The following is a 20751-nucleotide window of genomic DNA, read 5'->3' as shown; positions in this document are numbered from 1 at the left end:
CCATGCCGGCGCCCGCCATGCCCACCATCTTCACCGATATCGCGACCTCGATGGACACCATGCTCATCGCGAGCATGGACGCCATCATTTCGAGCGGCCTGGCCAGCATGCGGCCCCAGATCGCGCTGGCCCTCTCGCTCTACATCATCGGCTTTGCGGCGCTGACGGTCTTCGGGAAGACGGACATTGGCGCAGCGGCGATGGCGGCGGTTCGGGCGCTAGTAGTCGCCCAGATCCTCCGGGCCGCCTCCTACACCTCCTACGTCCGCGACTTCTTCTTCACCGACCTGCCCAACACCATCGCGGCCGCGCTCGGCGGGCCCCGGTCAGGCATCTCCTCCGCCCAGCAATTCGACCTGCTGTGGTCGGCCGCGCTTCACGCCACCAGCATCGTGCTCGGGCAGGCAACCGGCTTCACGATGATGCTGGAGCGCGGGGTGGCCTGGATCGAGGCCGGAGCCATGCTGGTGGCGCTGGGCGCCATCTTCCTCGTGTGGCTGATCGCGCGCGTCTTCATGGCCATCGTCATCTGCCTGGGCGTCTTCATCATCTTGCTGTTCCTGTTCAGCGCCACGCGCGGCTTCGTGGAGCAGTGGATCGGCAAGCTGGTAGGGCTGATCGTCCTGCAGATCACCTCCTCCATCCTCCTCCGCATCGTGCTCGTGGTCATCTCGGACAAGATGCGGGCCATGGGCGCGGCGCCTCCCGGGGACGTGGACGCCATGCTGGCCCAGCTCGGCAGCATCGCCGCCGTCTACTGGATCGGCGCCGCCCTGATGATCGTTCTTCCCTCTTTCTTCGCCATCGGTTCGGGCGTGAGCGCCGGGGCCGTGGTCGCAGCCGGCCATGTCAGCCGCTTCGCCAGCGGCGCCGGCCGCGCCGTCGTAGCCCCCTTCCGTCATGCATCCAGGAGCTAACCGAATGATCCGCCCTGCCGTCCTCGTGGCGGCGCTGGCCCTCTCTGCCTGCGCCGGCCACACCCCGCCGCCAGCCTGTCGCGGCGAGATGTTCTCCCTGAACCCGCCCCAGATGGCGAGCGCCACGCCCCAGGCCGGGGCCGGGCTGATGCCGGCGGTGGCGCCATGAGCGCCCGCGAGGCAACACCGCAGGAGGTCATGGACGCGGCCGATATCATCATCCCGGCCTCCGAGCTCTCCCGCGCGATCAAGGATCGCCAGGACGATCAGGCCCGCCGCCGCCGCGGCGAGTGGTGGCGGCAGACGGGCAAGAACGTGACGATCGGGCTCCAGTGGGCGGCCATCTTCGGCCTCGGCGCCTTCATCTGGGTGCGCCCGCCCCAGACCGATCCGGTGCCTGTCATCGTCTACCAGCGGCCGGACGGCACGGTCACGAACTACGCGCAGTGGGACGCTCTGCCGGCCCAGGTGCGGCGGGACAGCACGGTCAACGTCGTGTGGACCTATGTCCAGCAGCGCGAGAGCTGGAACGACGGCAATGCCGGCTGGGCGTGGCAGGTCGTCTCCGCTCTCTCCTCCCCTCCGCTCCGCGATCAGTTCCAGGCCTGGTATCGGCGCGAGAACCCGGAGAGCCCGGCGCGGCGCTACCGGGACGGGACCACCGTCGAAGCCCAGTACGTGAACTGGGGTGTCGTCTGTCCCATCGAGGGCTGCACGGGGGACCCGGACACCTACCGCATCTGGTTCAAGCGCGTGGAGACGCCGGCCGGCGGGCAGCCGATCGACCGCGGCACCTACGCCTCCACCGTCCGCATCCGCCGGAACGTGCCGATCCCGCAGGACCGCATCTGGCAGCGGTGGACCTTCAACGCCCCGCAGATCCAGGTGGTCGATTACGCCGGCCCCCAGCGCGACGGAGTGACGCAATGAGCCGTGCCCTCACCCTCGCCCTCGGGGCGACCCTCTCCCTGCCCGGGCCGGTCCTGGCGGCCGAGACGCCCGCCCCCTGCGGCCCGGACCCGCGGGAGCGGTGTGTGGCCTTCTCCCCGGGCCAGATCGTCCGGATCTACGCCGCGCCGGGCGCCACGCTGGCGATCGAGCTCCCGGCAGCGGAGCGCGTGGCCTTCGTCGGCACCTCCGACAACCAGCTCCTCCAAGGCGGGGAAGCGGTGGAGCGCGTGGCCGCCGGTGGGGACGGCAGCAGCACGGCCGATCCGAACCTGATGACCAGCGTCCCGCGCACGGACGGCGCCACGGGCAACTTCGTGATGATCAAGCCCCTCCGGCACCTGGAGCCGCAGCCCTTCACGGTGCTGGCGTGGTGGGTGAACCCGACCAACCAGGCGCGGGAGCTGCGTCGGCACACCTTCGAGCTACGCACCCGGCCGGGGGAACTGACGGAGGACGTGCCGGACACCTTTTTCGCCGTGCGCTTCTCCGACCCCGTGGGGGAGCGGATCGTGGCCGAAGCGGAGCGCCGGGCAGTCCAGAAGGAGGCCAGCGAGCGGTGGGCGGCGCAGCGCGCGGAGCGGGAGCAGCGCGCCGCCGCGGCGCGGCTGGTGCAGGCTGCCGCCCTCGGCACGACCCGCCAGAACACCGCCTATGACGGCCAGGGGACGGCCACGGATCGCACCGCGCTGGCCCCGGCCCCTTCCGCCACCGCCCCGGCGATCTGGGACGACGGCCAGCGCACCTACCTGCGCTATCCCGGCAACCGCCGCCCGCCCATGCCCTACCAGGTGCTTGCCGATGGGACGGAGGCGGTGGTGGGCCAGAGCACCAACCCCGACCCCACCACCAACGGCAACATCCTCGTCCTGCACGGCGTCTTCCCGATGCTCCGGCTGCGCGACGGGGACAACGTGCTGTGCATCGTCAACCGCGCCTATGACCCGACCGGGCAGAACCCAGGGACGGGCACGGTGAGCCCGGACGTGCTGCGCGTCAGCCGCTCCACGCCGCAAAGGGAGGCGCCCCGTGCCGCGCGGCGCTGATCGCAAGGAGGAGGGCGAGCCCACATTCTCGCCCGTCGCCGGCCGCAGGCCCATGTCCGGCCGCATGAAGGCCCTGGTGGGCGTCCTGGGCGTCACCTCCGCTGCCGGCGTCTTCTGGCTCCTCTCGCAGGGAATGCAGGCGGGAGACGGCGCGGAGAACGGGGGGCGGCCCCTGAACGCGGAGCGCGTGGGCGAGGTGGGGGAGCGGTGGTCCCCGATCCCGCGCGAAGCCCCTCCCCCGCCTCCGCCAGTGCTCCAGCCGGCCATGGTGGTGCCTCCGCCGCGCCCGCCCTCGACTATGGGAGCGCCCGGGGCCTTCACGCCCTTCGCCCAGCGCGCCGCGCCGTCTCGTGTGGGCATCGTGGCCTTCGAGCTGCCGGGCGGTGGCGGTCCGCCGACGCCTGGGGGCGGGCCGTCAGGAGCGCCGGAGGTGACGCCGGGGATGCCGGCCACGCTGACGGCCGGGCGCCGGGATGCCCTCGCTGATCGGCTCCAGGCCGGTGACGACATGGATACCGCCGTCGCCACGGTGCTGCCGGACCGGAACCTGTTCATCACCATGGGCACCCCCATGGCCTGCACGCCGGAGCAGCCGATCAACACCGACCAGCCGGGCCCCTTCCGGTGCAAGGTCTCGGCGCCGGTCTATTCCACGAGCGGCGCCGTGCCCCTGCTGGATGCCGGAACGTGGTTCGTCGGCCAGGTACGGGAGAGCCTACAGCGCGGCCGACGGCGAGCCTTCGCCGTGATGACGCGGATCGAGACGCCGCAGGGCTGCCTCATCCGGCTGCGTGCGCCGGTGGCGGACCAGCTCGGGGAGGCCGGGCTGGACGGCGAGGTGGACAACCACTTCTGGGAGCGGTTCCGCGGGCTCGCGGCCGTGGCCTTCCTCGACGCCGCATCCCAGGCCGCCGCCACCGCCGCGGCGAACGCCCTGGCCAGCCGTAACGGCAATTCCGTCAGCTTCAACTCCTTCGGCGGCGTTGGCGGGCGCGCCGGGAGCGGTTTCGCGGATGAGGCGGACATTTCCCCAACGCTGCGCCGGAACCAGGCGCGGCCCATCCTGGTGATGGCGATGCAGGATCTGGACATGCGGCCGTGCTTCCAACTCCGCATGAGGGAGGTCCGCCGATGAGCCGCCAGATGGAAGCCCTGCCCCTCCTGCAGATGGCCCTCTCCCTACTGGACCCGCTCTGGGCGGACCCGGAGGTGGAGGACGTGCTGATCAACCGCCCGGGCGAAGCCTTCGTTCGGCGGCGGGGCGAGATGACCCGACATGAGGTCCCGCTGGACTTCATCGACCTGGAGGGCATCGCCATCCTGGCGGGGTCGCTCAAGCGGCAGAACGTGGGTCGGTCGCAGCCCCTCCTCTCCTGCGACCTGTCGGGCGGGATGCGGATGCAGGCCATCCTGCCGCCCTGCGTGAATGACGGCTCGGTCGTGCTGGCCATCCGGCGGCCGAAGAAGGTGGCCCCCACCCTCAGCGAGCTTGGGGAAGGCGGCATCTTCGCGGACGTGCGGCCGGCGGCGCGCGGCCTGTCGGAGACCGATCGCCACCTCGTCCACCTCTACCGCGAGGCGCAGGAGGCCAGGCGCTGGCGCGAGTTCTTGAGCGCCACCGTCCAGGCGAAGCGGACGCACGTCCTCTGCGGCCTGGTCGGGACGGGCAAGACGCACACGGCCATGGCGCTGGCGGGAGAAATCCCCCTCTCCTCCCGGCTGGTGACGATCCAGGACGCCGACGAGATGAGCGCCCTGCCTCACCCGAACCGCGTGGATCTCTTCTACAGCAAGGGGGACCAGAGCGAGGCGTCCGTCTCGGCCAATGACCTGGTGGAGGCATCGCTCCGGCTCTCCATGGAATGGCTGATCCTCCAGGAGCTGCGCGGCGGCGAGGCGTTCTCCTTCGTGCGGGCGCTGCGCTCGGGGCATCCGGGCATCACGACCTGCCACGCCCCCTCTGCGGCCGAGGCCATCCCTGCGCTGGCGCTGATGGTGCGGCAGCACCCGGCAGCAGCCACCGTGGACCTGGACACCATCGGGGCCACCTTGCGCGGGCTCGTGGACGTGGTGGTCCATATGCATCGCCCCGGCGGACGCTTCGAGATCTCGGAGGTCTGGTTCCGGCCGGCGGCGGATGGAGCAGAACGGTGAGCAACACGAAAGATGAATGGCATCCGATTCACACGGGGCCGATGAATGGAACCGGCGTACTGCTCTGGGCTGCGGGGTGGAAACGGGTGCGGGAAGGGTTTTACCGCTCACCCCAGCAGCGGCCCGACGGGACGGTGGAGGCCGGCTCATGGGTGACTTCTGAGTTCGGCCGGATCTTGCCTTTTCCGACCCACTGGCGGCCACTGCCGGACCCGCCTGAGACATGAGGAAGGCTGTCCTCAACCTTCTCCTCCTGCCCTTGGTAGGGGGACTGGCGGCTGTGGCTTGGCTCGTGATGGCGTCCCTGCTCTTCCTCTATGGGGTCGGGCTCTGGGGCCATCCTGAGCTCTCTTGGTGGGAGTATCCTTGGGCGTGGTGGCGGTACGCCCCCTATGCCGGGCGGAGCTGGGAGGAGAGCGTGGCCATCGCCGCCTCTGCCCTCTTCGCCTTCGCCCCGCTCCTGGCGCTGGGGCGCTGGCAGTGGCGCCGGTGGGGCGGCGTCGCCGGCATGGCGCGCAAGGGCCTGGGGATCGACCGCATCCGGCGCGGCACCACGAACAACCACGGCTCTGCGACCTTCATGAACATGGCGGAGGCGGCGAAGCTGTTCCCCTCCACCCCGGACCCTGACCTCGGCGGGGTGGTCGTAGGCGAGGCGGAGCGCGTGGACCTCGGCCCCGTCGCCCGGGTGCGCTTCGTTCCAGGGGACCGCGAGACCTGGGGGAACGGCGGCAGGGTTCCGCTGCTGATCGACCCGTGCAAGTCGGGCACTACGCACTCCATCGTCATCGCGGGCGGCGGTGCCTACAAGTCCACCACCCTCGTCACCTCGCTGCTCACCTGGAAGAAGTCGCGAGTGGTGCTCGACCCCAGCACGGAGCTTTCCGAACAGGTCGGCGCGGCCCTCGCGGAGACAGGCCAGCAGGTTGTCCGCCTCGGCATCGGGGACGTCGGCCCGAACGTCCTGGAAGCGATCGACATTGACGACGACATGGCGGAGACGCGCCTCCGTGCCGTGGTCGGGCGCATCATAGGCCCCATGCCGGACGCCGGCAGCGGTGGTGGGGACGGGACGAATGCCCGCTTCAAGCAGTGGGGCAGGACCATCGTCACCGCCCTGCTCGCGCACATGCTGTGGGATGACGAGTTCCCGGCCGAGCTGAAGACGCTGCGGACCCTGCGGGCCGGGCTCTCGGTGTCGGAGGAGAGGATGCGCGACCGCCTGCGCGGCATTCACGAGACCAGCCCCTCCCCTCTCGCCCGCAGCCTCGCGGGCTCCATGATGGGGCTGGCTGACGTGACCTTCTCGGGCGCCTTCGGCAACGCCACCGATGACACGGAATGGTTGGCGAGCGAGGTCTATGGGGATCTCGTGAGCGGCGATGCCTTCCGCATGTCCGACCTGGTGCGCGGCAATCTCTCAGTCTTCGTGCAGGTCCCGATGGAGGCCCTGCGCGAGACGCCGGCGGTGGCGCGCGTGCTGGTCGGATCACTGTTGGATGCGGTCTTTGCGGCTAACGGCAAGGTCAACGGGCGAGTCGCCTTCTTCCTGGATGAGGCGGTGCTGCTCGGCCCGATGAACGCGCTGGAGACGGCGCGCGACCAGGGGCGTAAATACAAGGTCACGCTCCAGCTATTCTACCAATCAGAGGGGCAAATCGAGAAGGTTTGGGGCCGGCCCGGCAAGGATGCGTGGTTCGACGGCGTGAGCTGGCGCACCTATGCCGGCATTCAGAACCTCAACACCGCCAAGGATCTGTCCGCGACGCTCGGGACCTATGGCGCGGTCGCGACCAGCAAGGGCGAGAACAAGGGCCGTAGCGGGCGCATCCTCGACCTGCCGACGAGTTCGGTGGGCGCGAACCTGAACGAGCACGAGATCAGCCGCGAGGTCGCGAAGCCTCACGAGCTGCTGCAAGAGATGCGCGGGGATGAGCGGATCACCCTGCCCCGCGGCGAGCGGCCCATCCGGCACGGTGCCGCCATCGGCTTCCGGCGGCCCGCCATCGCGGCGCGGCTCCGGGAAACCTCCTACACCGCGACGTGGGAGGACGAGGAGGAGGCGGCACCGGCCTGACGGTGCCGCCTCCTGCGTCTAACAAGCGAAGGAGAAGGCAATGGCGATTGCAGAGCCCAAGGAAGTGAAGACGGCGCGGGCCAAGGTCCGCGCGAAGGAGGCAGGCGCCTGGGACAAGGTGGAGGCGGCCGGCCGCACCGCGCGCCAGGCCGAGGGCGCGCAGGCGTCCAAGGCCACGACCAAGGCCAGCAGCGACGACACCGACGAGAAGGCGAAGAAGCGGCAGGGAATGACGGCCTGACCGAGCATGTCCCATTTTGCTGCCTCAGATGAGGCGGGGTTTTGGGACATGCTCTCTGCTACGCGCTCAAGCCCTGCCTTTGGCGCGGCTTGGGCGCCCCTCCTGCATCCGCCACGCGAACCCCCTGCCCTCCCTGCTGTAGCTTCGTCGCAAAGCGGTCCACCGCGGCGGCCAGCGCGCTCTCTGCCCGCTCCATGATCGTCTCCGAGGGCAAGCCGCCCCGCGGCAGACGGTGCACCGGATCCAGTTCGGCACTCCGGTTCTGGGCGGCCCGCTCGCGCTTCAGCATCAGCGTGGCCGCCTCGCTGAAAGCCATCTGCCCACGCGCGACCAAGGGCGAGTAGACCCGCGCCGTATAGACCAGGCGGTTCTCCATCTGTTGCTCCGGCGAGACGGAGCGAAGCCGGTCGAGCACCGGCGCCAGCGCTGCGAAGGCGCCATCCAACCTCTCCGCCAAGCGCGCCACCGCTTCCTTGGCGCGGCGCAGATCGAAGGTTCGGCGCAGGGTCGTGGGCGCCTGTCCTGCTGCCGCACGTGCCTCCTGCACCCTGAGCCCTTCTTGGAGCGCGTGCGCCGCCTTGCGCGTCTCGGCCGCCACGCTGGCGACGAAGGCAAGGGCGCTTTCCTTCACCGGTTGGCGCTCCAGGTTCTTCGCCACCGCGTCCCAGAGATCGCTTGCGCTCAACGGATCGTTCACGCCCAGCGGTCGGTGGTCCTGCGCTTCCCGCAGCTCGGCGCCATGGCTGGTCACAAGCCAGGATGAGACGCGGTGGCGGCTCTCTGCCACGTAGCCCTTGAAGCCCTGCACCGCACGCGAGCCGGCCGGCAGCGCGTTGATATGCTCGTCCGAGGTAAGGCCCTGGCTGCTGTCAATCGTGCGGCAGTCACCGTGCGCCAGCTTGATCCGCTCGGACCCTTCATCGCGCAGGGCGGCCCAGGGGACGAAGCCGACCTTGCCGCTCTCGGCGCGGAGGTGGATGCCGTCACGCGGCTGCACGCGCACCACCTCGAGCACGCTGCCGTTGTCCCCGATGTTGGCGGATTTCCGGCGCCCCTGCTCGTCCGTGAAGGTGGCGCGGGTGCGGGCGAAGAGCCGCACGCAGTCGCCTTCCGCCAGGGGCAGCGAGTACGTGGCGCCGTTCTGGTCAGTGGCTTGGATGCTGGCGCGATCCGCGCCGAGTTCGCCGGCCGCGCGCCGCCTCTCACGGATCGCGAGGCTGATGGCGCGCGCATCCGCGTTCGTCGGCGCGGAGATGCTGACGGTGTAGCCGGCCGCCGTTGCCTTCCCGGCCTCGGTGCGCTCCTGCCATAGTTCCGCTACACGCTGCACCGCCTCGCGATAGCCGCCCGGCACCATCTCGGCCGTTCCGTCTTCCCGCTTCATCGCCAGCGCGTCGCGCGCCTTGCCCTCCCGGAACAGGCCGGCGATCTCGCGCTCGCGTTCCGTGCGCTGGCGGACGGTGGTCAGGATCTCGGGGACGGCTTCCTTCCCCAGCGCCTTCCGCAGCAACTCGATGACGGGCCCGGCCTCGATGCTCTGGCATTGCTTGTCGTCGCCCACGGCCACCACGGAAAAGCCGTGTCGCTGCTGGAGGCGCAGGAGGTGCAGCATCTGTCGCGTCCCGACGCGCCCCACCTCGTCCACCACCACGACGCTCTGCGCGGAGAGGGCGAAGCGCCCGGCCTCGACGCCATCTAGGAAGGGCTGGAGCGCGCGCGTCCGGGCATCGGTCACGCCCGCCTCCTGCAGCGCCGTGGCTTGGCGCCACGCATCGGCCACGCCCCACACCTCGCGGCCCCGCTCGGTCCATGCGTCCACCAGCGGGCGCAGCATGGAGGTCTTACCAGCGCCTGCCACGCCGATGGCCACCCCGAAACGCCCGCCGGTGCCCAGGGCTTCCATCGCCTTGCGCTGCGCCTGTCCATGCTCCCCCGTGAAGGCGAGGCCGCTACGCGCGACGGCCGCAGCGAGAACCGAGGAGGGGAGGGCGGTGGAGCGATCGGCCGCGGCACTCTTCGCCAAGGCCACCAGCTCCCGCTCCTGGGAGACGTGCAGTTCCGTGGTGAGCTTCGTCCGGCCGTCGCTGCCCTCCTTCCAGATCAGGCGCGTGAGGGCGCCGTCCTGCTCCACCCCGCGCTTGGCCATGGCGCGTGTCAGGGCGCCTATGTCGTCGGTGGTCTCAATGCCGGCGGCGATCAGGCCCCGCACTGCGGCGAGCCGGGCATCCGTGCCCAGGACGACGGCGCGCTTGGCCAGCTCCTCGGATAGGAGGGGGAGGGCGGTCTGATACCCGGCCTCCAACCGCTCCTCGCGGCTCTGCGGGGCCGGGCGGGGGCCAGCGCCGATGGCGGTCCGGTGCGTCCACCCCATCGCCTCGGCCTGCGTCCTCCACGCCTCGACGTTGGCCAGGTCGTCGGCCTTGAAGCGCCGGCTCTCCTTCGCCCCGCCCTTCAGGAAGTCGATGCGGGCATTGGTGGGCATGGCGTCCCAATCCAGGCCGCGCGCCATCGCCTCGGTCCGGGCGGAGCCCTCGGCGTCCCGGGTGCGCTTGGAGAACTCGTCCGCCACCGCCTCGGCAATGGCGGGAAGGCGGGCCATTTTCGTGCGCTCGCAGAGATCCACGTCGATCCCGGCCCGGCGCAGGTTGCGGGCGAGGAGGGCCTGATAGACGGCGCCGAACTCGTGGATCCGGTTCCGCAGGTGGTCGCGGTTCACCGCCACCAAGCGCCCGCTCTCCGTGACCATCGCGTTGGGGACGATGCAGTGGCTGTGGATCTGGGGATCACCGGCCACGCGGACGGAGTGCAGCTCGGTATCCATGACGCCCGTCACCGGGTCAGGGCGCGTTACCGCTACCGTGGGACGGCTGGTGAAGTGGTCGAACGTCATCCAGGCGAGGCTGCCCCGCTCCTCGCCCTCCCGGCCGCCATGACCGAAGCCGGCCTTGGCGATCTCCTTCTCGACGTAGCGGAGGGCATCGTCCCGGGCGTCCCTGTGCGCCTGCAGGATGGTGTTCCGCTCGGCCGCGGTCTCCGCGAAGGCCCAGGCGAGGGAGGCTGTTTTGGGCGCCGAGAAGCACAGGTCCACGTAGGAGATGCGGAAGCGGTCGGGCTTGCTCCCGTCCTCGCTCTCATAGCGCCTCACGTCCCGCTGGTGCCCGGGTAGCTCCTCCCCGTCCGCCCGCCGACCGCCCAGCAGGTTCGCAACGGCGGTCTCGTCCAGGAAGGCACCCGGCGCGATGCCCAAGGTGTCGGCCAGGTCGGCGTGTATGTCCGCCCGGACGGTCGGCACGCACCCCATACCCCGCACCAAGGCCTCCTCCACCCCGGAGCCGCCTGCGTAGTATTCGGCCAGCCGCATCTCCTCGTCCGGGACCGTCCTCTCCAGCAGGTGCGCCGCCATCGCTGAGGCCGCCGAGGGGGCGCCCGCCGCTCCGGTGCGGTAGGTCAGCACGGTCAGTCTCCCTGCGAGGGCTCGCGCTCGGGTGAGGGGGCGAAGGCCGGGGTGGCATCAGGGCTGGGGGTCGGCCGGACCATCTGCTCCACCGCTCCCGGCAGTCGGACGATGGCCGCTTCCATCCGCTCCATGGTGGCGAGGATCTGGGTCAGCAGCTCGGGGAGGTTGCTGTCCCCGGGCGTCTCCTGCGTGGCCGCGGCGAGGAGCAGCCGGAGCATTTCGGTCTGCGCCCCCAGCAGGGGGACCAGCCCGGAGATGCCCTGCACCACGGCGGCGATGGAGGTTTCCAGGTCGGCCGTAGCCTTGGCCTGGGCCACCTGTCCGGCCAGAAGGCGGTCCAGCTTCGAATGGATGTCGGTGCTCATCAGTGGCTCCGCTTGTTGAGGGTGAGACGGCCCCGCTCGGTGAGCACAACTCTGGCTTCGCGTGAAAAGGGACCGTCGCCCCAGGACACGAGACCCCGGCCAGCAAGCGCGCGCAGGGTGGCAAGGGAGGCGCCATGGGACGCTCCCTTTTGCATGTTCAGGAGCGTCCGGCGCTGAGGCTGCGAGATCGATCGCCACTCGTTGGCTGCGTCGAAGTCAGCCGCTTCGCCTTGCGAAGCGTGTGCATCCGGGGCGTTTCCCATGAGCCTGTCCCTTGGACAACTGACCGCGTGAGCGGTCACTTGGTCTGCAGGGGATTGCTTCACTCTGCAAGAGGAACAGTATTCGGACTAGAAACGGGATGCATCCAGGACAGATGCCGGATAAGGTTCGGAACGCGAGAGGGACGGAAACCTGGCCGGACGGCCGGCTTCCGCCATGGTGACGGGCTCGTGAGCAGGGGTGGTAATGGGCATGGGAGCCGACACGGAGGAGAGCGGGGCGCGACTACACGCGATCCTAGCCGCGGCGAAACGGAGACCGGCCGGGGGAACCCGCAAAGCCCACTCGCCCCTCTATGAGTGGATGTGGGCCCACGCCTCAGACTTGGTGGCGGAGCTGAACCCACCCCGGACGCCCAACTGGCAGGCCATCGCGGAGGAGTTCCAGCGCGCCCAGGTGACGGATGGGCAGGGACGCCCCCCGACTGCGGAAAGGGTGCGCAAGACGTGGTGGAAGGTCCGAGCGGATCGCCGGGCCCAGGAAGGGGGCGAGGCCGTGCGGCAGGCCCCCAGGCGAGCGGTGCTGCCACCGCCAGTGCAGGAGACGCCCGCGCCCCAGCCGGCCGAGGCATCGAGTGAGCATGAACCGGCGAGCCCGCGCTTCGGGTTCGCCAAGCCGAGAACGTGACGCAGCAGGAGGGATGACGATGGCAGCACAGACGAAGAAGCCGGGGGCGGTGAACGTGGTGCCCCTGTTCAAACGTGGAGCCTCCTTCGAGGGGGAGGAGGAGTTGCCGGTGGGCCTGCCGCCCTCCGCCGTCCCCAGCGCGGGGCCGGTCGCGAAGGCGGGGGTGGACCTGGGCGGCCTTCCGCCCGTGTGGTTCCTCGTCGGCGCGGGCTGGAGCGGTAAGACGATGCTCGCCCGCTGGCTGGGCTGGCGGACGGCGGAGGAGGGCAGGGCGGCCGTGCTCGCGGCCCTGGATCCGCAGAACCGCACCCTTCCCGGCTTCTTCGAGGGGGTGGCCCAGCCGCCCAACGCGGACCCGACGCAGACGGCCCGGTGGCTGCGCGAGCTGGTGGAGTGGGTGATGGGGCAGAAGGCGCCCGCCATCCTCGACATGGGCGGTGGCGACACGTCCCTCGCGGCGCTGATCGACAACGCGCCCACCGTCGCGGCCGACATGGAAGAGGCCGGGGTTGCCCCGGTGGCGGCCTACCTGCTCGGCCCGCGCGTGGACGACCTGGCCAGCCTGGACACCTTCGAGGCGCGCGGCTTCAAGCCGAAGGCGACAGCAATCATCCTGAACGAGGGCCGCGTTGAGGGTGGCATGGAGCGGGAAGAAGCGTTCGCCCGGGTGCTGCGGCACTCGGCCGTGAAGCGCGCCATGGACCGCGGCGCCGTGCAGGTCTGGCTCCCACGCCTGGACCCGCCCGAGGTCGCGCAGGAGATCGAGGCGAAGCGGCTGACCTTCGGCTTGGCCCGTGACGGGTTGGTCCCCGAGGGCAAGACCTTCGCGCCGATCGGCGGTCTGAACCGCTCCGCCGTCCGGCGCTGGCTCGATCGCATGGAAGCGGAGTTCGCCCCGGTCCGCGGCTGGCTGCCGTGAGCCAAGGGGCGCCACCGGCCGAGGCCGTAACCTACGAGGATCTGGCGGAGGCGGTGGCGTCTGCTCAGGCGGAGATTTCCGAGGCGGTGCGGCGCGCGGAGTTGACGCGCGACCCTTACCGCTTCGTGCTCGGTGCCCTCTTCGTGTCGCTGGGGCTGTTCCCCCGGCTGGTGGAGCGCATGGAGGAGGCGGCCGAGGCGGCGCGCGTCCCCATGACGTCGGAGGAGAAGGCGGCCTTCCGCCGCGACGTGCGCGACGGCCTGCGCCAGGAGGCGGGAAATCTGGCGAGGGCAACCACCCGCCGGACCGCGCTCCTCGCCGGCGCCGCTCTCGCCCTTACCGCGCTGGCGGGGGTGGGAGGCGGTTACCTACTGGGGCGTTCCTCCGTGCGGGAAGAGGTGGCGGCCCTGAACGCCCGCCTGGCACTGCCTTCAGACGCCTCGCGCGCGTGGCTGGAACTGATGCGTGCGAACCCGGACCCGCGCCCCGCCATTGCTGCCGGCGCCGCTTGGCAGGACCCGGCCACCCAGCGGCGGGCGGTCGAGTTCCGCTTGTGGACCGACCCGCCACCCGCTACGGCGCCACCGCGCCGATAGGAGGGCCCCGCCGTGGTCTCGTTGCTCTGCCTGGTGGTAGCGGTGGCGGTGGTCCTCACGGCGGCGGGCCTTGTCGCCCGCCTCATGCTGCTTGGTGTCTGGGCTCTCGCGGTGGCCGCGCTGCTCGGCTGGGTCGCCGTGTCTCCCGAACCCCAGATCTTCCCAGCAGCATGGTGGGTGCTGGGGGCTTGGGCGAGCGCTTGGGTACTGGCATGGGGGCTAAGGCTCCGCCGATGGTTCATCCGCGCCTAGACGACTTTCCTCGTCTCCCCGCAGCAAGGCCGCGAGTAGCGAAGCCAGAGCGCGAGCCTGTTCCTTGTGCCCCCGCTCTACAGCTTCGCTGGAGATCAGGGGCGGGGGCGGCTGCTGCGCGGCACTCTCTACGAGACGCGCTGCGGTTTCTCCGGCGACGGGATCAGCATGCATCGCAAGTCCAGCAACAGCAGCTTGAAGGAGGTGAACCTGTGTCCTCGTCGCGTCCAAGGCGCTGAGGATGGCCGCCAGAGAGGGGCGTGGGAGTTCGGGATCGGCCATCACGCCGTCTTCCTTTCTGTACTCTGACCGGCAGACTCTTCGAGGTGTCGCTCCATCTCGCGGCCGAGCTGGAGTGCGCCCGTCACGGCAAAGTGGGTCAGGGTTTTCAGCCGCTCCCCCGTCCTTTTTAGCGCCAGCTGGAACTCCGGCTTAGCGGCCACATCTCCCAAGACCTGATACGGATTGGATTGCCTTCTTCCGAGGGCTCGCATGGCGGCTTGCGGCTCACGGGACAAGATAGCGAAGAGCACGCGCGCCGCCGGATCGGGCGTCACGCGGCCCTGCTCCCAGTTCCGCAGCGTCCCCAGGGGAATGCCCGTGAGACCCGAGAAGGCCTGTTGCGTCATGCCGAGTTGCGCGCGCACGGCCGCGGCAGGCACCACTAGGCGCCCCGCCGGCGGCGGACTGTCCGGGTCCTCGCCATCTTCCACCTGATAGCGCCGGATATCGGCTTCGCTCGCTCCCTCGATCTTAGCCCGATCCACGTTGTGGGCCCTGGCCTTGATCTCCGCGAAACTCATCCGCGTGACTGCCATTGCCTGCGCTCCTTCCTGCTGGCGGCCCGGGCGGAGATGATCCGGCGGGCGTCCTCCCGATCCGTGTAGACCACGACCAGAATCGATCCCTCTGCCTCGCCCAGTGCCCGCATCCGGGTCTCACCGTAGTCGCGGCGGGCGTCTTCGGCCTCGATGGTCTCCCCACCGAAGATGAGAGCGGCAAAGACGAAATCGAAACCGCGTTTTTGAAGCGTCTCGTCGTTCTTGTCGCTGTCCCACTCGAATTCCATGGGCAGATTGTACGCTTCCAGCGTGCTTGCTGCAAAGGGGATATGCGCTTGAAGCGCATCTCCGATGGGAAGGAAATCGGAGCGGGAAGACTCGGCTGGTATGGCTGCCTCCTTTGTGGAAGAGCCAAACTGGCATCACGACCGTGTGATATCGGTCACATCGGGAGCGCGTGGAGCACGATTTGCCCCGCCGGTCGTCCGGACCAGGACGAGAACTCGGATTTCTCTTAGCGCCTGCTCGTCATGCTCCCCTCCTCGGCTGCCATGCCCGAGTTGACGTCACGCCGGCCGGAACTCGGTGCCGTCCACCCACATGCGGTGGAGGATCACGCCGAGCTTTCTGGCAAGTGCGACACTGGCCTTCTTGTGCCCGACCTTCGCTCGCAGCCGCAGCTATGGCGCGACAATCAGGATGCGATCGCGCATTGCCTCACCGTGATCACCGCGCAGCACGCAGCGCCCATTCCCGCAACGCGCCACCTCCGCCTGCGCGGGTGATCAGGCTGGATGCCGCCTCGAACAGCAGCGTCCTGAGCAACCCGTCGCCCCGGCGGGTGATACGACCTGAGTAGTTGATCTCACCCGACTGATAGCGTCTGGATGTCAGGCCGACATAGGCCCCCACCGATCTCGAATGAGCAAAGCGGGTCGGATCATCCACGGTGGCGACAAAGGCATAGGCGGTGATGGCGCCGACCCCTGGCACCGTCATGAGCCGGCGGCACAGCCCCGAGTTCCTGGCCTCAGCCAGGAGCCTGCGGGTCAGCTCCAGCAGGGAGCGCGCCAGGTCCAGGCGCAGCAGCAGTCGCAGGGCCAGGGCAAGCGCCTCGTTCGCCTCAAGCGCCAGCTCGACACGATCAGACCAGCGACGCGGCCCCTTGGGCAGCCGCACCCCCATGCTGGTCACCAGGCCACGGATGGTGTTGTCGAGGTCCATCCTCTGGCCCAGGACGAGGTTGCGGGCCTTGAGCAGCGCCCGCATGGCTTGGGACGCCTCGCTCTTGACCCGCACCGCCCGGTAGAACCCCGTCCGCGCCAGCTCGGCCAGCATCGCCGCATCGTTCGCGTCCGTCTTGTTCGGCATCTGGCTCAGCACCGCATGCGCCTGGCGGGCGTCCACGCAGACCGCCGGCAGATCACGGGCGACCAGCTGCCGGTGCAGCCAGTTCGCCATCCGGCCCGTCTCCAGCACCACCCGCTCGGGGTGGCCAAACCGCGCCAAGGCGCCGACGATCGCCTCCGGGTCGGTCGCCACCTTACCCTGGCCAAGGATGCGGCCCTCAGGGCCGCGGACACAAAAGGCCGTCTCCTCCATGGAGACGTCGAGGCCAACATAGCAGGTCATCTCGCACTCCTCCTGTTCGCCGAACCGGCAGCCCATTCTGGCCACCAGACCGGGAGTGCGCCCGCCCTCAGCTACGCCGTGTCTGCTCGGTCATCCTGATCGTGCGCACCGCCTCGGCGGCGGTCTTGCCCTGCGCCAGCAACACCTCGACCTGCCGCAGCTTGGCAACTATACTTCCGGCTTGTGGTGCTTCCTTGCCATCCTGACACCCTCCACGGTTCCGCCGGTCTCACCTTACCGGCGGACCGCTTCTACGGGGGAAGGTCAGGGGGATTTCGGCCATCAACATGCTCTGCTGAGTTGCATAGGAGGGTATGGGGTGGCGAGGAACTAGAAACCAGCCTGCGCGAGTGGCCGGAGAACGCATCTGCCAGCCCTATCGGTTTTGGCCGCCGCGACCGGTAGACCTTCGTTAACCCGCCCTGTGCATACTGCCTTCTGAGAGGGCCACACCTCTACTCGGCATGGCGGCCTTTCCTACGTGGCCTGGCCCGGCGCGACACCCCTCGCGTCGGGCCCCCTCATTCCTCAGCCTCGTCGCTACGTGCCGGCGTTTGCGGGCTTAAGGATCGGATCTTCGCGAGCGCCGGACTGCCCTCCTCATGCAGCGCGATTGTACCGCGGTAGGCTAGATCCTCGCGCACGAACCTGACCAAGCGGGTCAGGTCACGATAGGCTCGTACGCCGGCGCCCCGGAACAAGCCGATCGGAACGTATCCCCTCCGCCAACTCGGCAGCAGGTAGGGGACGTGCTCACCCCCCCCCCCCGGCTTCGTCACGACGAGCCACGATGACGACGGCCTCGATCCAGCCGCCTCGCTGAAGGCCGGCGCGGAAGTCGGCCTCCTGAATCGTTTCTGCCATGAGCTTGTCCTCAGGTATTCATTTCCGCGGTCTGCGTTTGATCGAAAGTGCAGGCCAGCCCTGTGCCGCCTCTCCCACCGGATTTGGACGCGCCAGGCACCTGACGCCTTTCCTGACGCCACTCTCCAGGGTGGCACCCTCTACGTTTCGGGCAGCGCCCACAGCCCGCGCCGCAGCGCTACGCCGTTTCCCTCATCACCAGCAGCGCCGCGTCATGACTGTAGCGTCGATACACCCAGGCCGCAGCCGGCGCGTCACGAAAACTCACAGTTCTGGCCTGGCGCCTCTGGATGGCACCCCGTACACCCCGTCGCGACCCAGCCTTTCACTGGGCTGATTAGGACTGATTGCAGACGAGGAGACGTCCTGCCACTCGCCATCGGTCCTTGTGTTCCTCGCGAGTGGGCGGGGGCTGGAACTCTTCGGCGCTCCCTCGCCGTGGACTTCGACCCTCGTCGCGCGCGGGCTAGCTGCGGGTGGATCCGGAGGCGGATCCGGCAACCTGGTCCCCCATGGGGTCGCTCCCCTCACGACCACGCCCGCTGTAGCCCCTCTCCTGCACCAAAGATGGTCGGCTGCTTGGTGGGCCGGAAACTGACTGGCCGCCCTGCGGCCGTATTCCGCTGGTGATCTCCCGGCGCCTCGGATTCAACCTCTCCTTTACGGTCTGCGTTACGGCGAAAACCACCATGGAGGTTCAGCATGTCAAAGGCAGGCTATTTCGCGCGCCCGGTCGAGGCGGACGGCAAGCACCATCCGCAGGGCGCCCACAAGGAAGAGCAGGAGCCGGAGCGGTGGTCAGATACCGTCCACAAGGTTGCTGACACCATCCGGAGTTGGCTGCCCTCCTCCACAACCTCCAAGAAGGGGTAGAGGAGCGGCGAAATCGTCACGGTCTAGCGCCGCCACCTTCCCGTGCCGCGCTGAAGCAGTTGTCGATTTTCCTCATCGAGGATAATGGGCCCGATACGCTCCCGAATTTTCCTTAACCGTGAGAATGGCACGGTGGGCTGGTGGGGCCTTGGCCGGAGGTGAGCCCTGCCAGACGTTCGACCATTTCCGTTGCTTATGGGCGAGCGCTCTTCGGTCGTCGTCACCGAGCCGTCGACCCAATGTTTCCAGATCCGCTTGCCAGTTCCCGGGCAATGGCAGGAACGCTTGGCGCAGGGATGATGACCCGGTGAGGACCGCGGCCGTTGCCATGAGCAGATGGCGTTCGGTGACATGCAAGCGCCTGAAGTCAGCCGGACCGGGCCGACGCCCCTGGGCCATGATCCAGGGGTTGTCCAGGACTGGCGAGGCGAAGGCCTCGTAGACCAGCCGGTCACGGTATGGATAGTCGGTGCGGGTAAAAGCCCAGACTAGGTCCGACACGATGAGTGCCCGCTCCTCCGAGGCGCTGCGTCCCCGACCCGGCTGATTTCCGGCTTCCACCGTTAGGATCCCGTCCTGGAGCTCCGCCATTTGCTGGTGGAGGGCCGCAGCGGCGGCGGTGTCCGGAGCCCAATGTGCATGGTGGGCCACGGCCTCGACGCCAGGAGGGAGAAAGCAGAGAGGGTTGTCGGAGCGCTGGTGCTGACGAAGGTACGCGGCCAGCACGGGGTGCAGCAGCGTGCCGGGCCGCGCCTCCACGAGCGTCACGCGGTGCAGGGAACAGACGGTCCGCGGCGCCATGCCCCAGGCCCGCCGAAGGTAACAGATCCCCCGGTCGGCCCGCTGCTGCTCCAGGCAGTGCGGACAGGCCGCGTAGCGCAGCCTTGGACGGCTGAAGCCGTCCGGGCGGGCGGCACCGAAGGCGACGAGTTCCCCCGCCCGAGGATAGGCGGCGGCCACGGTATGTGGGAGCAAGCCGTCCAGGGAGAGCCCGAGCAGTTTCGCGACCGGTGAGAGACCTCTCCGCGGGTGGCCAAGATCAATCGCAGCCAGGTCGATCGGCTTTCCGCCCGGTGCAATCCGACCCAGAAGTGCCTGTAGAGGCTGCCCGTAGAAGCGGGCGGTCCGATCGAGCCATGAAGAGATGAGCTCATCCTCCTCTGGCGGCGGCACGATGGGCCGAGTTCCAGGACGGCTTCGCATCGGAGGAGGACCTACCATGGACCATCACGCTGGGATTGACGTTTCGTTGGCGACGAGCGCTGTGTGCATCCTCGACGCAGCTGGGCGCGTCGTTCGGGAGGCCAAGGTTGGCAGCGAGCCGGAGGAACTCGCCGCCTTCCTGACTGGCTGCGGTCATCGCCTCATCCGCATCGGCCTGGAGGCAGGACCGTTGTCGCAATGGCTCCACGCCGGGCTGGTACGGGCAGGGTTGCCGGCGATCCTCGTCGAGACCCGGCACGTGAAGGCGGCGCTCTCGGCCATGCGGGTGAAGACTGACCGCAACGACGCCCGCGGCATCGCGCAGCTGATCCGTCTGGGCTGGTTCCGGCCGGTTCTCTAATCGCCTCTCCTTTGTCAATGGCCGTCGCTACTCAGCTGCTGCTGTTGTCGCCATACTAGGTCACGGTTCTCTCCGCGGTCGGCGTTTGCCGCCGCAACATCCGGTTCGAAGCACAGGTGCTGCAATGTCCACAACGGGCTCACGTGGATGCCACGCGGCCCAACGGCCTCCCTCGCAGCCAACCTGCACCCTCGCCCTGGCGGGCAACTCGCACCCGCGCTGCGTCGTGCGTGGGTGGATCTTGTCAGGGTCGGGTCAGGCCGCCGCTGCTTGCTCCGACCAGCGGAACGGCTCGCCGGACCGCCAGATGCTGTGCAGGATCACGCACAGCTTCCTGGCCAGCGCCACGCGCGCCTTGCCGGGGCCGGACCGTTTCGCAATCGCCTGTGCCCAGTCCTTCAGCGGCGAGGCCCGCTTGACCCGCGTCAGCAGAACAACAGCCGCCTCGTACATCAGGGTGCGGGCCAGCGTGTCGCCACACCGCGAGATCCGGCCGCTGCGGTCGACCTCGCCGGACTGATACCGTCGCGGTGTCAGGCCTACGTGTGCACCGACCGACCGTGATCGGGCAAAGCGCCGCGGGTCCTCGACAGTGCTGACGTAGGCCAGCACGGACAGAACCCCGACGCCGGGTACGCTCATCAGCAGGCGGCAGGTCGGGTCCTTCTTCGCCAATGCCCGTACCTCCTTATCGAAGGTTGCGATCTGCTCGCGCAACTGCCGCCAAGCCACCAGCATGGGCCGGACAAGCGGTGCCAGGTCGTCGCGGTCGACCAGCAGCTCCTCGACACGGCGGTCGAACTGCAAGCCCCGCATGCCACCCGGCAGCAAGCCGAACGTCTTGAGCACGCCCCGGATGTGGTTCGACAGCCGCGTCGTCATGCCGACGAGTTGCGCCCGGGCGCCCAGCAAGGCCCGCGCACGGTGGGCGTCGAGCGACTTCACGTGCACGGGCCGATACCAGCCGGTGCGCATGATCTGCGCCAAATCCTCTGCGTCGTTCTGGTCGGTCTTGTTCATCTGCATCTTGAGGGCGGCGCTGGCGTGCCGAGCGTCTAAGTGCGGATTCCGACGGAAGTCGGCCACCGTTTCCGATTTGATGTCGGCCAGTGATTCCGAGATGAAGTCGGCCATTCCGATTTGATGTCGGCCACC

The 20751-nt window shown here is 69.1% G+C and carries 17 protein-coding genes and 2 pseudogenes; 11 read left to right on the top strand and 8 right to left on the bottom strand.

Features of this window, described 5'->3' with window-relative positions; genetic code table 11:
* The first annotated feature begins 2 nt into the window (after positions 1 to 2).
* From FHS87_RS20360 to FHS87_RS20325, 8 genes are all read left to right on the top strand, one after another.
* The gene (locus FHS87_RS20360) at positions 3 to 917 is read left to right on the top strand and encodes a type IV secretion system protein (protein ID WP_184521161.1); all 915 of its coding nucleotides are present in this window, start codon (positions 3 to 5) and stop codon (positions 915 to 917) included.
* 4 nt (positions 918 to 921) lie between these two features.
* Positions 922 to 1086 (top strand): hypothetical protein, encoded by a 165-nt coding sequence (locus FHS87_RS20355; protein ID WP_184521160.1) that lies wholly within the window; start codon positions 922 to 924, stop codon positions 1084 to 1086.
* Positions 1083 to 1847 carry a VirB8/TrbF family protein gene (locus FHS87_RS20350; protein WP_184521159.1) on the top strand — a complete coding sequence of 255 codons (765 nt, stop codon included), beginning with the start codon at positions 1083 to 1085 and terminating at the stop codon, positions 1845 to 1847. Before FHS87_RS20355 ends, FHS87_RS20350 begins: the two co-directional genes overlap by 4 nt.
* Positions 1844 to 2911 carry a TrbG/VirB9 family P-type conjugative transfer protein gene (locus tag FHS87_RS20345; protein ID WP_184521158.1) on the top strand — a complete coding sequence of 356 codons (1068 nt, stop codon included), beginning with the start codon at positions 1844 to 1846 and terminating at the stop codon, positions 2909 to 2911. Before FHS87_RS20350 ends, FHS87_RS20345 begins: the two co-directional genes overlap by 4 nt.
* A complete protein-coding gene (locus FHS87_RS24525) occupies positions 2895 to 4046 on the top strand; it encodes a TrbI/VirB10 family protein (protein WP_184521157.1) in 1152 nt (383 codons plus the stop codon). Before FHS87_RS20345 ends, FHS87_RS24525 begins: the two co-directional genes overlap by 17 nt.
* On the top strand, positions 4043 to 5065 hold the full coding sequence (gene virB11 / locus FHS87_RS20335) for a P-type DNA transfer ATPase VirB11 (protein ID WP_184521156.1): 1023 nt from the start codon (positions 4043 to 4045) through the stop codon (positions 5063 to 5065). The genes FHS87_RS24525 and virB11 overlap by 4 nt, the downstream gene beginning before the upstream one ends.
* A 223-nt stretch (positions 5066 to 5288) precedes the next feature.
* Positions 5289 to 7142: a type IV secretory system conjugative DNA transfer family protein gene (locus tag FHS87_RS20330; protein WP_184521155.1), complete on the top strand. Its 1854-nt coding sequence runs from the start codon at positions 5289 to 5291 to the stop codon at positions 7140 to 7142.
* Positions 7143 to 7182: 40 nt separating this feature from the next.
* Positions 7183 to 7383, top strand: coding sequence for a hypothetical protein (locus FHS87_RS20325; protein WP_184521154.1), 201 nt, complete (start codon positions 7183 to 7185; stop codon positions 7381 to 7383).
* Positions 7384 to 7441: 58 nt separating this feature from the next.
* Here the strand turns inward: FHS87_RS20325 and mobF are convergent, their stop codons facing one another.
* Together mobF and FHS87_RS20315 are read right to left on the bottom strand one after the other, a co-directional pair.
* The gene (gene mobF / locus FHS87_RS20320; RefSeq protein WP_184521153.1) at positions 7442 to 10837 is read right to left on the bottom strand and encodes a MobF family relaxase; all 3396 of its coding nucleotides are present in this window, start codon (positions 10835 to 10837) and stop codon (positions 7442 to 7444) included.
* Between the two features lie 2 nt (positions 10838 to 10839).
* Complete coding sequence (locus tag FHS87_RS20315) at positions 10840 to 11205, bottom strand: hypothetical protein (protein ID WP_184521152.1); 366 nt, start codon at positions 11203 to 11205, stop codon at positions 10840 to 10842.
* A gap of 928 nt (positions 11206 to 12133) precedes the next feature.
* On the opposite strand from FHS87_RS20315, the gene FHS87_RS20310 reads away from it, so the two are divergent.
* Together FHS87_RS20310 and FHS87_RS20305 are read left to right on the top strand one after the other, a co-directional pair.
* Positions 12134 to 13033 (top strand): hypothetical protein, encoded by a 900-nt coding sequence (locus tag FHS87_RS20310; protein ID WP_184521151.1) that lies wholly within the window; start codon positions 12134 to 12136, stop codon positions 13031 to 13033.
* On the top strand, positions 13030 to 13629 hold the full coding sequence (locus FHS87_RS20305; RefSeq protein WP_184521150.1) for a hypothetical protein: 600 nt from the start codon (positions 13030 to 13032) through the stop codon (positions 13627 to 13629). The genes FHS87_RS20310 and FHS87_RS20305 overlap by 4 nt, the downstream gene beginning before the upstream one ends.
* Before the next feature lie 533 nt (positions 13630 to 14162).
* Here the strand turns inward: FHS87_RS20305 and FHS87_RS20300 are convergent.
* The 5 genes and pseudogenes from FHS87_RS20300 to FHS87_RS20285 form a co-directional block, all read right to left on the bottom strand.
* Positions 14163 to 14699, bottom strand: coding sequence for a helix-turn-helix domain-containing protein (locus tag FHS87_RS20300; protein WP_184521149.1), 537 nt, complete (start codon positions 14697 to 14699; stop codon positions 14163 to 14165).
* Complete coding sequence (locus tag FHS87_RS20295) at positions 14681 to 14950, bottom strand: BrnT family toxin (RefSeq protein WP_184521148.1); 270 nt, start codon at positions 14948 to 14950, stop codon at positions 14681 to 14683. Before FHS87_RS20295 ends, FHS87_RS20300 begins: the two co-directional genes overlap by 19 nt.
* A 439-nt stretch (positions 14951 to 15389) precedes the next feature.
* The gene (locus FHS87_RS20290) at positions 15390 to 16295 is read right to left on the bottom strand and encodes an IS110 family RNA-guided transposase (RefSeq protein WP_184521147.1); all 906 of its coding nucleotides are present in this window, start codon (positions 16293 to 16295) and stop codon (positions 15390 to 15392) included.
* Between the two features lie 79 nt (positions 16296 to 16374).
* Positions 16375 to 16496 (bottom strand): annotated as a pseudogene (locus FHS87_RS23955) (IS3 family transposase); the annotation flags it as partial.
* Between the two features lie 1608 nt (positions 16497 to 18104).
* Complete coding sequence (locus FHS87_RS20285) at positions 18105 to 19205, bottom strand: TniQ family protein (RefSeq protein ID WP_184521146.1); 1101 nt, start codon at positions 19203 to 19205, stop codon at positions 18105 to 18107.
* Between the two features lie 46 nt (positions 19206 to 19251).
* On the opposite strand from FHS87_RS20285, the pseudogene FHS87_RS20280 reads away from it, so the two are divergent.
* Positions 19252 to 19590, top strand: a pseudogene (locus FHS87_RS20280) (IS110 family transposase); the annotation flags it as partial.
* Between the two features lie 261 nt (positions 19591 to 19851).
* On the opposite strand, the gene FHS87_RS20275 reads toward FHS87_RS20280, so the two are convergent.
* On the bottom strand, positions 19852 to 20751 hold a 900-nt coding region (locus tag FHS87_RS20275; protein ID WP_221300187.1), incomplete at its 5' end, for an IS110 family RNA-guided transposase.

This window comes from Muricoccus pecuniae (genome assembly GCF_014199205.1).
GTDB lineage: Bacteria > Pseudomonadota > Alphaproteobacteria > Acetobacterales > Acetobacteraceae > Roseomonas > Roseomonas pecuniae.
This window is presented reverse-complemented; position numbering and strand designations above follow the sequence as displayed.

Excerpts from the sequence above, each read along its gene's own strand:
- FHS87_RS20290 (WP_184521147.1), bottom strand. The coding sequence starts at position 16,295 with ATGACCTGCTATGTTGGCCTCGACGTCTCCATGGAGGAGACGGCCTTT.
- FHS87_RS20345 (WP_184521158.1), top strand. The coding sequence starts at position 1,844 with ATGAGCCGTGCCCTCACCCTCGCCCTCGGGGCGACCCTCTCCCTGCCC.
- virB11 (WP_184521156.1), top strand. The coding sequence starts at position 4,043 with ATGAGCCGCCAGATGGAAGCCCTGCCCCTCCTGCAGATGGCCCTCTCC.
- FHS87_RS20350 (WP_184521159.1), top strand. The coding sequence starts at position 1,083 with ATGAGCGCCCGCGAGGCAACACCGCAGGAGGTCATGGACGCGGCCGAT.
- FHS87_RS20315 (WP_184521152.1), bottom strand. The coding sequence starts at position 11,205 with ATGAGCACCGACATCCATTCGAAGCTGGACCGCCTTCTGGCCGGACAG.
- FHS87_RS20310 (WP_184521151.1), top strand. The coding sequence starts at position 12,134 with ATGGCAGCACAGACGAAGAAGCCGGGGGCGGTGAACGTGGTGCCCCTG.
- FHS87_RS20325 (WP_184521154.1), top strand. The coding sequence starts at position 7,183 with ATGGCGATTGCAGAGCCCAAGGAAGTGAAGACGGCGCGGGCCAAGGTC.
- FHS87_RS20355 (WP_184521160.1), top strand. The coding sequence starts at position 922 with ATGATCCGCCCTGCCGTCCTCGTGGCGGCGCTGGCCCTCTCTGCCTGC.
- FHS87_RS20330 (WP_184521155.1), top strand. The coding sequence starts at position 5,289 with ATGAGGAAGGCTGTCCTCAACCTTCTCCTCCTGCCCTTGGTAGGGGGA.
- FHS87_RS20295 (WP_184521148.1), bottom strand. The coding sequence starts at position 14,950 with ATGGAATTCGAGTGGGACAGCGACAAGAACGACGAGACGCTTCAAAAA.
- FHS87_RS20360 (WP_184521161.1), top strand. The coding sequence starts at position 3 with ATGCCGGCGCCCGCCATGCCCACCATCTTCACCGATATCGCGACCTCG.
- FHS87_RS20300 (WP_184521149.1), bottom strand. The coding sequence starts at position 14,699 with ATGGCAGTCACGCGGATGAGTTTCGCGGAGATCAAGGCCAGGGCCCAC.